Origin of the sequence: Senimuribacter intestinalis (genome assembly GCF_943192965.1) — a bacterium.
In the GTDB taxonomy this organism is placed as follows: Bacteria; Bacillota; Clostridia; order Peptostreptococcales; family Anaerovoracaceae; genus Senimuribacter; species Senimuribacter intestinalis.
On record NZ_CALPCF010000008.1, the window covers coordinates 114,858 to 128,099 of the forward strand.

Sequence of the window (13,242 nt, forward strand, 5' to 3'; positions counted from 1 at the left end):
TTTGCAAAAGAAAAGTAAAGGAATGAACAGATTATGACTTATAAGGGTATTGTAAAAGAACGGGATTTAAAGAGAAAAACGATATTATTAATCGGCGGCATTATCATACTCTACCTTTCATTTAGACAGCAGAATTACTTCTATATGATTTTGGCAGTAATTCTTACCTTAGCCATCTTTTTTGAAAAAACTCATTTGGTATCGGAAAGAGGCGTTGAAATCAGGTACAAACTGTTTGCCTGGAAGGTAGTAAATAGATGGGAATGGGACCAGATTACCGCAATCCGTCCCAACTTTAAAAAAGCCAAACCGAACATTCTTCTTGAAATCGCCAAAGATGTGGCGATTAGACCTTTTGTGTTTACGGAGGAAGACGCCTGGGGCGTGATGGAATTGGCAAAGAAAATGAATCCGAATGCGTATGTAGATGATCGGACGCAGGAAGAGAGAAGAGAAGACGCGGACGAATACAACAGAAAATTGGATGAAGAAAGAATGCGCAAGGCGCGAGCAAATCAAGAAGCCAAAGCAAAGGCAAGAAAAAAGCATTCTAAAAAATAGTTTAAAATAAGGTAAAAAAGAGCTCTGCTTTATGCAGAGTCTTTTCTTTTAGAATCTTCAGTTTTCGGTTGTTTGCTGGCTTCTTTGCTGGCGGCAAACTCCATATACAGGATGCTGACCATGATGATGAGCGCACCCAGCCAGCCAGTGAACCGCATGGTTTCACCCAGCAGAATGACTGATAGAATGCAGCCGGAGGCTGGTTCCAAGGCGAAGATGACCCCGACCCGGTCAGGAGATACGAAAGCTTCTAGATGGGTCTGAAGGCAGAAGGAAACAGCGCTGCAGAATACGCCCATAAGGATAATGGCAATTAGCTGGCTGCTACCGGTCAGGGAATAATGGATATCACCGGTGATACTTGCGATGAGCGTGCCCCACAGAGAAATGAACCCCATGAGGAATACGGTAAAGAGGGACGAATCGACTCTCGGATTTTTTGAAACCTTTTCAACCAGTATGATATGAAACGAGCCGGCTACAGCAGCTAGAATACATAGTAAATCTCCGGAATTGATGACGAGTCCGCCCATACCAGGCGCGTAGCATAGCAGGAAGACGCCGACAAGACAGAGCAGAGCACTGATTACGATGATCTTAGAAATTCTGATTTTAAACAGGACGCGGTTCAGTACTGGAATCATCAGGAACGACAGAGTGGTAAAGAAAGAAGATCTGACCGAGGTCGTATACTTGATGCCCCAGATGCCGAAGGCAAACATGAGGAATACGGCAAAAGACAACAAGAATGCGTACTTGATGACATCTCTGTTCAGCAGTTTAAACTTCCGATGAAAGGCGATGGCAAGACACAGCGCGGCGATGCCAAACCTGAGTGAAATGATATAGAAGGTAGGGCATGCCTCTACATATTTTGTAAGAGGATAGCTGAGCCCCCAAAATAGAGCGGCGACCATCAGTCCGACGGCAGCAGTACGTTCACTTAATTTGTGATTTAGATTAGGCATCTTTAGAGTCTCCTTTCAGTCTGATCACAGCATATTGTAATTCTACGCCTTTCATGGAAAAATTCATATTAAATGTGGTTCGCACATCTTCGATATAGAGTTCCAATTCCGGCTCTGTCGGAATGGATACAGTCTGCGCACTGTGAAAGCCTACATCGTCGTTAAAATCAAAGGCGGACAGATAAGCGAAAATATTCCGGTTCTTTGTCAGGGAATATTTCATCACCGAGTACATTCCCGGCGTCAGATTCAGACTGACATTGAAATCAATTTCGTCTTTGAACTCGTTGAGGATGGTTTTTGCCTGGTGGGCAGTGGTTTCCTTTGTGCACATTTCATAAATCTCTTCGTTGAAGTTGCTTACGATGATGACATAGGCAGTATTGCTGTCAGAGTGGGTTTCGATGACACAGTACTGTTTTCCCCAGCACAGGAGATTTCCTTTCAGGAAGGAAAGCAGCTGACAGGCAAAATAGCCGGGCTTGCAGGTGCCGTTTGCCGTCAGTAGGGCAGGCTGACCGCCCAAAATCATTTCTCCAGTATCGTAATCACGAAGCGGTAGTTGAATTTCTTTTTCTTCAGAACGAATCAGCTTGTGAATCAGGTGAATCGGGTAAGCGATGGAATCGTTCCCCGATGAGATGACGGAAAATGGTATATGATTTTGCTTTCTGCATTCTACCTCAAACCCTGCGGCGAGCAGGAGGTTTTGGAATTTGTCAATTTGCTGTGAACTGTCGTCATCGCTATAAAGAAGCACGACGGTTTCCGGATGCAGGTTGGCCAGCTTCGAGAAGATATGAAATCCCATGACAGCAAAATCTTCACAGCGGATTTGCACAATCAGATTGTGTGAAATATAAGCTAGTGGTGTGGTGTGGATGTCCGCATCAATTTCCAGTTTCAATGTATTGACTAAAGACGTGCTGTTCTTCTGTGAGTTTAGGGAAGAAAGCAGGTTGCGGATCAGTGTGATGGCTTTATTGGGCGGGATTAATGTCAGCGTTTCCCGATGGAATTCGCTTTTTACCATTGGCATATACATCTCCCTGTGCGCTTGCGGAGAATGGCCGAACCACTTGCGGAAATATTTTTCGTAATAGGAAGTCGTAGAAAAACCAACATCCTTGGCAATCTGACTGATTTTTTTGTTGGTATCAAGAAGCTGAATTTCAGACCATTCTACCCGGGCAAAGCACAGGAATTCCCGAAAATTCATACCGGTACAGTCCTTGATAATATGGGAAAGATAAAAAGTGCTCAAATGCTCGATTTCCGCCAGATCGTCCAGGGTAATCTTCTCCGCGTAGTTCTGATAGATATAGCCGATGATATGGCTGATTCTTTCGATGGTCACAGGGTTGCTGCTCTCAAAATTAATCACCATTTCGCCGTTGAAGGCAAAGAGATTGAAAATCCTTTCCAAATATTTGATGACCTCAATCATGGCGTAAGTGCATTCTGTCTTGTAACGGGAACTTCGAATGGAATACTGCAGCAAAATGTCCAGCAGCTTTTCCTGCAGATTATCGTGCTTACTGCTGCGCCCTTTGTTGGTGTAGGTGCGGTAGCATGCTTTGCTCAGGGAAGGAAAATACTGGGAAAAATAATGGGTGCTGATCTGAATCAAAGCGACAATATTATCCGGATCTTCCGAGGTCAGACTGTGAACCTCATGACCTGAGTTGGTGAAGATATCTCTTTCGTGGAGGGTATAGCTGCAATAGCCGTTTTTCAGGGTGACCTGCCCTTTGAGCACAAAAACAAATTCAATATCCTGGTGATAGTGAATCGGGTAATCTTCTATATTCGCAATGGTAATGTTGATGGGAAAATCATCCTGATACGTGATTTTTTCAAAAAGCATGGCGACACCTGCCGTTTCCTATGATAGTTAAAATTGTAACATAAATGCTGGCCCTTTGAAAGCGATTGGGCTGATTTTTTTGCGCAATATAATTGATTTTTACGGCAAAATAATTGTTGAATATGGGGATAAATCTAATTAGAATAAGATTAATAAGACTGACATAATGTCTGCATGGGCAGATGATAGAAGGAGGAACTATGATGAGTAATGAAGTAAGAGTTGCGGTTGTAACAGGCGCGTCCGGTGGAATCGGTTCCGCAATTGTAAAGAAATTTTATGAGAATGGATACAGTGTGGCAATGTGTGATATCAACGAAGAAGCGTTGAAAGCGGTTGCGGCTGATTTGAAATTAGATGAAGCAAGAGTTGCAATCTGTCCGGTGAATATCACAGAAGAAGAACAGGTTATCGCTACCATCGCAGCCGTGAAGGAAAGATTCGGGAGAATCGATGCGCTGGTCAACGTAGCGGCTATCATTGGCGAATATGGCTTGACTGTTGACTGCACGTTAGATAACTTCAAAAATATTTACAACGTAAACGTATTCGGCACTTTTGCAATGATGAAGCATACCCTGCCAATCATGCTGGAGCAGAAGCACGGCAATATCGTAAACTTCGGTTCCGTTTCCGGTATGAGCGGTTATACCTGCGAAATCGGTTACGGTTCCAGCAAATGGGCTGTCATCGGTATGACTAAGAACGTTGCCAACGAATATGGACAGTACGGCATTCGCTCCAACTCCATTTCACCGGGCTGGGTCAATACCGCTATGTTCCAAAAATCTGTAGCGGATTTTGCTGACATGGAAGATGCAAGCATCACCCTTGGGCCTCTGGGACGTCCTGCAGAACCGTACGAAATGGCAGATATCGTTTATTTCATGTGCCAGCCGGAAGCAAACTTCCTCAATGGATCCAACGTGCTTGCTGACGGCGGTATGATGCTTGGCTAAACCAATATCGAAGAAAGGGGATTTAAACTTATGTTAAATGAAAGATTGACGCGGATGAGAAACAAGCTGTGGAATACCCGTCCATGCATTACGGCGGAACGGCTTGTTCTCGCCACAGAAGCGTATCAGAAATTTGCAGGCGATGCGATTCCGGTATTCCGGGCGAGAGTTGTCAACTACATTATGGAAAATATGACGACGCTGATTATGGAAGATGAACTGATTGTTGGTACGGCGACCAACAAATACAGAGGTGCAAACTTGCACCCGGAATTTCAGTCCAGCTCTTGGTATATCAGTGATATTAACGAGTTCGCAACCAGAACCAAAGACCCATATGATATTTCAGAAGAAGACAAGAAGCTGATTCTGGAATATCTGCCGTACTGGGAAGGCAGATCCATGGAAGACATGTCCAAGACAGCCCTTCCTGCGCATATCGAGGAATGCATCCAGGACGATATTATTACGGTCGGTCTGAGAAATGGCGTTTCCGGCGAAACCACCTGCGACCACGAAAAACTTTTGACCATCGGTCTGCGCGGTTACATGGAAGAATGTCAGGCGAACATCGATAATATGATCTGCGAATGTCAGGCAGACGAAGAAAAGGTCAACTTCTGGCAGGCGTGCATCATTCAGTGCCAGGGTCTGATTACCTATGCCCACAGAATGGCAGAGGAAGCAGAACGGCAGGCAGCAGAATGTAAAGATGAAAAGAGAAAGCAAGAACTTCTCGGCATCGCTGCAAACTGCCGCGTGGTACCGGAAAATCCACCGCAGACATTCTGGCAGGCGCTGCAGATGATTTGGTTTGCACACGTATACTTCCATATCGAAGTCTGCACCACCGCAAACGGATACGGCAGATTTGACCAGTACATGTGGCCTTACTACAAAAAAGACGTCATCGACGAAAAGAATATTACACAGGAAGAAGCGATGGAAATGCTGGAATGCCTGTACCTGAAATCCTGCGAGGTTTACGAAGTCAGAGATAAATGGTACGCGACTTCCTTCGCCGGTTATCCGATGTGGGAAATCCTGCTGGTCGGCGGTCAGACCCCGGACGGCAAAGACGCCACTAACGAACTGTCCTATCTGTGTCTGGAAGCCGCAAATCAGCTGAAGACGACTCAGCCGGTTATGGGTGTACGAGTTTGGGAAGGTACACCGGAAGATCTGATTCGCAAAGGCTGCGAAATGATTCAGGACGGTCAGGCAAACCCTGGATTCTTCAACGACGATGTTGCGATGAAGATGACCCTGGGCAAAGGCTGCACCATGGAAGAGGCCAGAGACTGGACCATCGTAGGATGTATTCAGCCGGGTCCTGGCGGCGGTTCCACAGACGGTTCACCGGATGCAGGCTATGTCAACATGGGTAAAATGCTGGAGTTCGTACTCCACAACGGTGTTGATCCGTCCACCGGTAAGCTGATGGGACTTCAGACAGGAGATCCAAGAGACTTTAAAAATATCGATGATTTGAAGGATGCGCTGAAGAAACAGATTCTGCACCACTACAAGTTGGTTGCAACCGGTTATAAAGTGATGCAGAGCATGCATATGACCAGATTCCCGGTGATTTTTGCGGGCATGGTGACCAAAGGCTGTGTAGAAAGCGGTAAGTCCGTACAGCACGGCGGTGCAAAGTATACCACTGCAGGCATGTACGTTACCGGCGCAGCAAACCTGGCTGACTCTATCGTTGCCATCGAAAAGTGTGTATTTGAAGACAAAGACATCACCATGGATGAGCTGATTACTGCCATCGACAAGAACTTTGAGGGCGAGGAAAGAATGCGTCAGCTGCTTTTGAACAAACCTGCGAAATTCGGCAACGATGATGAGCACGTAGACGGCGTTTATAAGGAAATGATGCACTTTATCGCGGATAACGTGCAGACCTGGCCGGATGCAAGAGGCGGCTGGTTCTCCTTTAACGTACACTCTCAGACTGTAAACGTTTCTCACGGTATGGTCTGCGGTGCAACCCCTGACGGAAGACTGGCAGGAGAGCCGTTCTGCGACAACGCTTCTCCGATGATGGGACGCGATACCAGCGGTCCGACTGCCACTGTAAAATCTGTTGCTTCCATGGGTCAGGATAAATTCCACGACGGTGCGCTGTTCAACCTGCGCTTTGACCCGAAGGGCGTAGAAGGCGAAAAGGGGCTGCAGAGAATTGAAGGAGTTATTAAAACTTACTTCAATAATGGCGGTAACCACATTCAGATTAACGTAGTAGACGATGAAACCCTGAAAGCAGCACAGAAAGATCCAGAGCATTACAAGGGTCTGATGGTTCGTGTAGCAGGCTATATGGCTTACTTTACAGAACTTGACAAGAGCGCGCAGGATACCATTATCTACAGAACGACCCACTTTAAAGAGGCGTAAGACTTTAGAATTTTAACATTTGGAGACGAAGATGGAAAACAAAGAAATGACGGCGTTAGTCGGATCCATACAGAAATTCAGCACGGAAGACGGACCGGGCATCAGAACCACAGTGTTTCTCAAAGGCTGTCCTCTGGACTGCGCCTGGTGCCACAATCCGGAGCTTATTGACTTTGCGCAGCAGGTCATCGAGATGCCTAACAGTTGCATTAAATGCGGCTACTGCGTGAAAGACTGTCCGAAGCACGCTGTCTTCGTCGACAGTGAAAATGTAATTAAAATTAACCGGGAACTTTGCGACAGCTGCATGGAGTGCACAAAGATTTGCTATGCAAGAGCGCTTCTGCCTGTCGCCAAGACCATGACCGTGTCGGAAGTTCTAAAGGAAGTAGAAAAAGACATGGGCTTTTATGAGACCACTGGCGGAGGGATGACTGTCAGCGGCGGTGAGATGCTTGCTCAGCCGGAGTTTGTAAATGCTTTGGTGGATGGGGCGGCAGACCTTGATATTCCTGTCTGTTTGGACACTTCCGGCTTTGGAAATGGGGATTGGCTTGTGAAACTTTCCGAAAAAGCAAATGTCACCCATGTGCTTTATGACATGAAATCCATCGACGATGCAGTGCATCAGGCGTATGTGGGGCAGAGCAATCAGGTGATTTTAGAAAATTTGTCGCGACTTGCCGCGTCCCCTGAGACTTGCGAGAAGCTGCAGATGCGCATGCCGCTTATTAGCGGCGTCAACGACACGTGGGAAATCATCGAGAAAACGGCGGCATTTTATAAAGACCATGGCATCAAACGGGTCACTCTGCTGCCTTATCACAACCTGGGTATTTCCAAGAAAAAGCATATCGGCGGCGAGCAGATGCAGTTTGAACCGCCTACAGACGAGTATGTAGAGAAAATCAAAGCCTATTTTGAGGAACATGCGGGGATGGAAGTGGAGATCCTGGGAAAACTGTAGTTGTTAGAAAAAAGTGTAAAAGCCAGCTGGGCAGTGATGCCGGCTGGTTTTTTGTGCGTGTGAGGAAAACGGTGCATCTGTCGAATGACTGACTTTGCATATCAATGCAGTTTGCGCCCACAGCCGGGGCAATAGCGGATGTCTTCTGGCTTTTCCTTTTTTTGTTCTGTCTGCGCCACAAAACCGGCGGAAAGGATACCGGTAGGAATGGCGACCATGCCGACGCCGAGGAACGTGAGAATGACGCCGCAGACTTTGCCAGCAAGGGTAACCGGCACCATATCCCCGTAGCCGACGGTGAGCAGTGTGTTAGCCGCCCACCAGAAGCCGGAAAAGGCATTGGAAAATACCTCCGGCTGTGCTTCGTGCTCCAGACCGTACATTAAAAGGGAGGCGGTAATCATTAAAATTAAAACGATGAATATGGAAGACAGAAGTTGCCCTCTTTTTTTCTTTAAGACAGTAGCAATCGCTTTTAGTGGATCGGCATAGTGTTGTATGCGGAAAATACGCAGGATTCGGATGATGCGGAACATGCGCAGTACGACGGCACTTTTTGCAAAAAAGAAAGGGAGATAGTAAGGCACGCAGGAGAGAAAATCCACCATGCCCGCCCAGGAAAAGATGAATTTTATCCGCGCACGGGAAACGGAAACACCTCGGTATAGATAAGAGGCGGTCCAGATACGTAGAATATAGTCTATGGTAAAAAATGCTACCGTAACGCCTTCTGCGGCGCGCATTGTCGTCAGATAAGGCGCAGACTCCGGAAAGGTCTCAAACAGCGCAATAAAAATATTGACAAGAACAGCAGTAACCAGCGCTAAATCATAAACTCTGCTGGGAATATCGCTGCGGCTGCCTACCTGAATAATGGTAAAAACTCGTTTCTTTTTGTTGATGGTGTCCATAGTATGGCGCTCTCCTTTTCTGATGCATTCTTCTTCTATTATATAGTCCATAGTGAAAAAATCAATAGACAGGAGGGATGGGCATAACGAACCGATAAAAATCGTTTAGAGCTGCTTGGATGCTGACAATACTGACATTTCCACGGATTTTTGTCAGTTCTGTCAGCATTTCGACTGCGCGGGGTTAGGGTTTTGCTGATATTTTGTCAGCGTCAATACCTCAGAAACGCTTCACATGGTTGACGTGTGGGAGGCGCAGAATAAACCAAAGCGATTTATAGACCAGGCTGGCGCGTGAGGAAAAGAAAAGTAAAGAATATTTTTGAAAGAAATTCAAAAAAACATTGACATTGACAGTGCGCTTTGATACACTTAATAAGCAACTTTATGATTATTCGTAACAGAGCTGGTTCCCCTGGCTCTGAATTTTGAGTTAAACGGAGGACAATCGACATGAGAGTTAAAGTTACATTAGCATGCACTGAGTGCAAGCAGAGAAACTACAATACCATGAAAAACAAGAAGAACGATCCTGATCGTATCGAGTTAAAGAAGTATTGCAAATTCTGCAAAAAAGAGACTCTTCACAAGGAGACTAAATAAGGAGAATTCATCATGGCAAACAAAGACCAAGTTAAGAAGGCAGCAGACAAAGCCAAGAAGACCGGCGCCAAGGATTATTTCAAAGGTATTAAGCTGGAGATGGGCAAAGTCGTATGGCCTACCAGAAAGGAACTGGGCACCTTTACAGGTGTGGTAATTGCTACATGTGCCGTTTTCGCACTGGGATTCTGGTTAATTGATACAGGTGTATTGGCTGCTCTGAGAGCGGTTTTAGGTATCACCCTAAACTAATTTAAGAGAAGAAGGTACGTAATATGTCTGATATTGAAAACAACAATGTAGCTTCTCCTTTGATGGGAGAAGGTATTAGAGGCGATGGCCAGGCCAAGTGGTATGTGGTGCATACCTATTCGGGTCATGAAAACAAAGTAAAAGTGAATATCGAGAAGATGGTTGAAAACCGCGGTATGCAGGATTTAATTTTAGACATCATCGTGCCGACAGAAGACAGAGTCGAAATCAAAGACGGCCAGAGAAAAATTAAAACCAGGAAGATGTTTCCGGGTTATGTAATTATAAAGATGATTGTTACCAATGAATCCTGGTATCTTGTGAGAAATACGCAGGGTGTTACCGGGTTCGTAGGTCATGGCTCCGACCCTATTCCATTGACTGACGAAGAAGTCGCCAGAATGGGAATAGAAAAAGTTTACATCGATCTGGACGTTGAAATTGGAGATACAGTACGTGTCATCAATGGACCTTTCGAAAGCTTCATGGGTGAAGTGATGGAAATCAACAAAGAGAAACAGGTACTGACTGTCAAAGTTTCAATGTTCGGTAGAGATACCCCTGTTGAACTTGAGTTTGGACAGGTAGACAAACTATAGCATAGACTATAGAGAAAGGAGAAGAAAGATGGCTAAAAAAGTTGAAGGTTATATTAAACTTCAGATTGCGGCCGGCAATGCTACTCCAGCACCTCCGGTAGGACCTGCACTGGGTCAGAAGGGCGTGAACATCATGGACTTCTGTAAACAGTTCAATGCCAGAACACAGGATCAGCCGGGAATGATTATTCCTGTAGTGATTACTGTATATGCGGACAGATCTTTCACTTTTGTGACGAAGACACCGCCGGCAGCAGTTTTACTGAAGAAAGCAGCAGGATTAGATGCAGCATCCGGAGAACCTAACAAGAAAAAAGTTGCTACACTGACTTATGCACAGGTAGAAGAAATCGCAAAGACAAAGATGCCAGACCTGAACGCAGCAACTCTTGAAGCAGCAACAGACATGATCAAGGGAACTGCAAGAAGCATGGGAATCGTTGTTGAAGGCTAATGAGATGGGAGACCGAGGCTTGCACAAGAAAAGACAAGTCGTACTGCGAAGGATTTTTTGCTAAAGCCAAGGCGCACGGCTGGTTGAGGCACGGAGCGTACTGATGTACGTGAGTACCGAAAACAGGTGAGCAACGCAGGATTTGGTAAAAAAGACAAGCAGAGGTTGTTAGTACCACAAGGAGGTAAGAGACATGCCAAAAAGAGGCAAAGGTTACAAAGAAGCAGCTGCTAAATTTGAAAAAGCAAAGCTGCACGAAGTAAGTGAAGCGATGAAACTCGCTTGCGAAACTTCCAGAGCTAAGTTTGACGAAACTGTAGAAGTACACGTAAAACTTGGTGTAGACGGAAGACATGCTGACCAGCAGGTTAGAGGTGCAATTGTACTGCCTAACGGAACTGGTAAAAGTGTAAAAGTTTTAGTATTTGCAAAAGGTCCTAAGGCTGAAGAAGCTGAAAAGGCCGGTGCAGACTACGTTGGAGCAGAAGAACTGGCTCAGAAGATTCAGACTGAAAACTGGTTCGATTTTGACGTAGTAGTTGCTACACCTGACATGATGGGTGTTGTTGGTAGATTAGGTAAAGTTTTAGGTCCTAAGGGATTAATGCCAAACCCTAAATCAGGCACAGTAACAATGGATCTTGAGAAAGCATTAGCAGAGATTAAAGCTGGTAAAGTTGAATATCGTCTGGATAAGCAGAACATCATCCATACTCCAATCGGAAAGAGCTCATTTGGTCCGGAAAAGCTGGAAGAAAACTTCAAAGCACTTCTGGAAGCAATCGTAAAAGCAAAACCGGCTACTGCAAAAGGGCAGTATCTGAGAAGCGTTACCGTTGCAGCTACAATGGGTCCTGGAATCAAAATCAATCCGGCACTGATTGGCTAATCAAAACTAAATTTGAGATTTAACCGTAGACAGCGGGTGCCTTTTAAGGCTTAATTTCCCGCCGAGGTACAATATATAGATATTGACCCTGTCTACAAAGGCAGGGTTTCCTTTATTTATTGCGTACCATATTCGCGAGTTGCCCTTGAGCAATTCCAGAAAGGAGAATAAAAAGTATGTCAGTAGAAGCTAAACAGCAGAAACAGGTAATCATTGACGAAATTAAAGCTAAGCTGGAAAATGCACAGGCCGCAGTCGTAGTTGACTATATGGGCATCAACGTTGCAGAAGCTGATGCTATGAGAAAGAAACTTCGTGAAGCAAACGTTGATTATACCGTTTACAAGAACACTTTAATCAAAAGAGCAATCGAAGGAACTGATTATGCTCCCCTTGCAGAAGTACTTGACGGACCAAGCGCACTGGCTATCAGCACAGAAGATGCAACTGCTCCGGCAAGAACTCTTAACGAGTTAATCAAAGAATACAAAAAAATGGAATTCAAAGCAGGTGTTGTAGAAGGTACTTACTATGATAAAGCAGGTATCGAACAGGTTGCAGACATTCCGTCCAGAGATGTACTCATTGCTAAATTTATGGGCAGCATCCAGTCACCAGTTAGCAAGTTTGTCAGAACTTTGGCAGCAATTGCTGAAGAAAAGGAAGCGTAAAGCTTTCGCATGGTGCTCATGCACCGAATTTAAAGTGAATTAAAATCGAAATAAAGGAGAAAAGAAAATGAATAAAGAACAGATCATTGAAGCTATCAAAGCGATGTCCGTTTTAGAATTAAACGAATTAGTTAAAGCTTGTGAAGAAGAATTTGGCGTATCCGCAGCAGCTCCAGTAGCAGTAGCAGGCGCAGTAGCAGGCAGTGCTGCAGAAGAAGAACAGTCCGAATTCACAGTAGTTCTGGCTGAAGTAGGCGCAGAAAAGATTAAGGTTATCAAGGCTGTTAGAGAGATTACCGGCCTGGGTCTGAAAGAAGCTAAAGAAGTTGTTGACGGTGCTCCTTCCAACCTCAAAGAGGGCGTTGACAAGGCTGAGGCAGAAGCAATCAAGGCTCAGCTGGAAGAAGTTGGAGCTAAAGTTGAACTGAAATAGTTCTAATCAATAATAAAGCCAAGATTAGACGGGCTTCCTTTCGAGGAGGCCTGTTTTTATATACACTTTCCAAAGAAGGGTAGGCTCCTTGTCATTTTGCGCTTGCCAGGAGGCATAAAAAGGCGATGCGTGAAGTTTTTGGAAGACTAGCGACAAAGTTGCCGCATGCAGCATTAAACATGTGAAACAGGCATATAGAAGGTCTAAAGTTCAAAAAAGACATGAAAAAAGAGAAAAAGGTACTTGACGGAAGGGGAAAAGGGTGATATATTAAGAAAGCTGTCTTGCAGGGGGAACCCCACAGGCAGACTTGCCACAGAAAACTCCCAGAAAAGGAGAAGAAAAAAGCTCGAAAAAACTTCAAAAAAGAGGTTGACATAAGAGCCAAAGAGTGGTAAGATAAATAAGCTGTCGCAAGGACAGCAGTCCGCTTGAAAGAGCAGACAGAACCTAGACAACTTCATAGTGTAGAAATTTAGTCAAAACAAAATTGAACAATCAGCAAATTGGTAAGACATTACTAGTTTGTGAGAGTTCGCGACAATTTCTTAAAAGAAGAACAATAATTCTAAGAAGAATATATTGCAAGAGCGCAAAGCGTTCAGAATCCGAACAAGGATATCTTAAGAAAGATATTTAAGACATTAGTCTTTGATATACCATTTAATTAAGAGTTTGATCCTGGCTCAGGATGAACGCTGGCGG

General features: G+C 44.9%; 14 protein-coding genes and 1 other annotated feature. Of the genes, 11 read left to right on the forward strand and 3 right to left on the reverse strand.

Features of this window, described 5'->3' with window-relative positions:
• The first annotated feature begins 33 nt into the window (after positions 1–33).
• The gene (locus NFR88_RS08900) at positions 34–561 is read left to right on the forward strand and encodes a hypothetical protein (protein WP_251615274.1); all 528 of its coding nucleotides are present in this window, start codon (positions 34–36) and stop codon (positions 559–561) included.
• A gap of 29 nt (positions 562–590) precedes the next feature.
• Here NFR88_RS08900 and NFR88_RS08905 read toward each other — a convergent pair whose 3' ends face one another.
• Complete coding sequence (locus NFR88_RS08905) at positions 591–1,529, reverse strand: DMT family transporter (RefSeq protein ID WP_251615277.1); 939 nt, start codon at positions 1,527–1,529, stop codon at positions 591–593.
• Positions 1,522–3,396 (reverse strand): helix-turn-helix domain-containing protein, encoded by a 1,875-nt coding sequence (locus tag NFR88_RS08910; RefSeq protein WP_251615279.1) that lies wholly within the window; start codon positions 3,394–3,396, stop codon positions 1,522–1,524. Before NFR88_RS08910 ends, NFR88_RS08905 begins: the two co-directional genes overlap by 8 nt.
• Positions 3,397–3,599: 203 nt before the next feature.
• On the opposite strand from NFR88_RS08910, the gene NFR88_RS08915 reads away from it, so the two are divergent.
• From NFR88_RS08915 to NFR88_RS08925, 3 genes are read left to right on the forward strand one after another with little or no spacing between them, the layout of a single operon-like run.
• Complete coding sequence (locus NFR88_RS08915) at positions 3,600–4,355, forward strand: SDR family NAD(P)-dependent oxidoreductase (RefSeq protein WP_251615281.1); 756 nt, start codon at positions 3,600–3,602, stop codon at positions 4,353–4,355.
• 30 nt (positions 4,356–4,385) lie between these two features.
• Positions 4,386–6,758 carry a glycyl radical protein gene (locus NFR88_RS08920; protein ID WP_161909437.1) on the forward strand — a complete coding sequence of 791 codons (2,373 nt, stop codon included), beginning with the start codon at positions 4,386–4,388 and terminating at the stop codon, positions 6,756–6,758.
• A gap of 31 nt (positions 6,759–6,789) precedes the next feature.
• Positions 6,790–7,725, forward strand: coding sequence for a glycyl-radical enzyme activating protein (locus NFR88_RS08925; protein WP_251615284.1), 936 nt, complete (start codon positions 6,790–6,792; stop codon positions 7,723–7,725).
• Between the two features lie 101 nt (positions 7,726–7,826).
• Here the strand turns inward: NFR88_RS08925 and NFR88_RS08930 are convergent, their stop codons facing one another.
• The gene (locus NFR88_RS08930) at positions 7,827–8,687 is read right to left on the reverse strand and encodes an ion transporter (protein WP_251615286.1); all 861 of its coding nucleotides are present in this window, start codon (positions 8,685–8,687) and stop codon (positions 7,827–7,829) included.
• Positions 8,688–9,089: 402 nt separating this feature from the next.
• On the opposite strand from NFR88_RS08930, the gene rpmG reads away from it, so the two are divergent.
• From rpmG to rplL, 7 genes are all read left to right on the forward strand, one after another.
• Complete coding sequence (gene rpmG / locus NFR88_RS08935) at positions 9,090–9,239, forward strand: 50S ribosomal protein L33 (RefSeq protein ID WP_034813889.1); 150 nt, start codon at positions 9,090–9,092, stop codon at positions 9,237–9,239.
• Positions 9,240–9,251: 12 nt separating this feature from the next.
• Complete coding sequence (gene secE, locus NFR88_RS08940) at positions 9,252–9,491, forward strand: preprotein translocase subunit SecE (protein ID WP_161909435.1); 240 nt, start codon at positions 9,252–9,254, stop codon at positions 9,489–9,491.
• A 62-nt stretch (positions 9,492–9,553) separates the two neighbouring features.
• Positions 9,554–10,090 carry a transcription termination/antitermination protein NusG gene (gene nusG / locus NFR88_RS08945; RefSeq protein WP_243151119.1) on the forward strand — a complete coding sequence of 179 codons (537 nt, stop codon included), beginning with the start codon at positions 9,554–9,556 and terminating at the stop codon, positions 10,088–10,090.
• Between the two features lie 28 nt (positions 10,091–10,118).
• Positions 10,119–10,544 (forward strand): 50S ribosomal protein L11, encoded by a 426-nt coding sequence (rplK, locus tag NFR88_RS08950; RefSeq protein ID WP_160203239.1) that lies wholly within the window; start codon positions 10,119–10,121, stop codon positions 10,542–10,544.
• Between the two features lie 193 nt (positions 10,545–10,737).
• A complete protein-coding gene (gene rplA / locus NFR88_RS08955) occupies positions 10,738–11,433 on the forward strand; it encodes a 50S ribosomal protein L1 (RefSeq protein WP_160203238.1) in 696 nt (231 codons plus the stop codon).
• Positions 11,434–11,438: 5 nt separating this feature from the next.
• Positions 11,439–11,555, forward strand: a sequence feature (ribosomal protein L10 leader region).
• Between the two features lie 54 nt (positions 11,556–11,609).
• Entirely contained in the window at positions 11,610–12,104 is a 495-nt protein-coding gene (gene rplJ / locus NFR88_RS08960) for a 50S ribosomal protein L10 (protein WP_160203237.1), read from the forward strand.
• A gap of 67 nt (positions 12,105–12,171) precedes the next feature.
• Positions 12,172–12,537 (forward strand): 50S ribosomal protein L7/L12, encoded by a 366-nt coding sequence (rplL, locus tag NFR88_RS08965; RefSeq protein WP_251615290.1) that lies wholly within the window; start codon positions 12,172–12,174, stop codon positions 12,535–12,537.
• The last annotated feature ends 705 nt before the right edge of the window (positions 12,538–13,242 follow it).

Coding starts and splice junctions, on each gene's coding strand:
- NFR88_RS08925 (WP_251615284.1), top strand. CDS start 6,790: ATGGAAAACAAAGAAATGACGGCGTTAGTCGGATCCATACAGAAATTC.
- rplA (WP_160203238.1), top strand. CDS start 10,738: ATGCCAAAAAGAGGCAAAGGTTACAAAGAAGCAGCTGCTAAATTTGAA.
- NFR88_RS08900 (WP_251615274.1), top strand. CDS start 34: ATGACTTATAAGGGTATTGTAAAAGAACGGGATTTAAAGAGAAAAACG.
- NFR88_RS08905 (WP_251615277.1), bottom strand. CDS start 1,529: ATGCCTAATCTAAATCACAAATTAAGTGAACGTACTGCTGCCGTCGGA.
- NFR88_RS08930 (WP_251615286.1), bottom strand. CDS start 8,687: ATGGACTATATAATAGAAGAAGAATGCATCAGAAAAGGAGAGCGCCAT.
- secE (WP_161909435.1), top strand. CDS start 9,252: ATGGCAAACAAAGACCAAGTTAAGAAGGCAGCAGACAAAGCCAAGAAG.
- rplJ (WP_160203237.1), top strand. CDS start 11,610: ATGTCAGTAGAAGCTAAACAGCAGAAACAGGTAATCATTGACGAAATT.
- NFR88_RS08915 (WP_251615281.1), top strand. CDS start 3,600: ATGAGTAATGAAGTAAGAGTTGCGGTTGTAACAGGCGCGTCCGGTGGA.
- NFR88_RS08920 (WP_161909437.1), top strand. CDS start 4,386: ATGTTAAATGAAAGATTGACGCGGATGAGAAACAAGCTGTGGAATACC.
- rpmG (WP_034813889.1), top strand. CDS start 9,090: ATGAGAGTTAAAGTTACATTAGCATGCACTGAGTGCAAGCAGAGAAAC.
- rplK (WP_160203239.1), top strand. CDS start 10,119: ATGGCTAAAAAAGTTGAAGGTTATATTAAACTTCAGATTGCGGCCGGC.
- rplL (WP_251615290.1), top strand. CDS start 12,172: ATGAATAAAGAACAGATCATTGAAGCTATCAAAGCGATGTCCGTTTTA.
- nusG (WP_243151119.1), top strand. CDS start 9,554: ATGGGAGAAGGTATTAGAGGCGATGGCCAGGCCAAGTGGTATGTGGTG.
- NFR88_RS08910 (WP_251615279.1), bottom strand. CDS start 3,396: ATGCTTTTTGAAAAAATCACGTATCAGGATGATTTTCCCATCAACATT.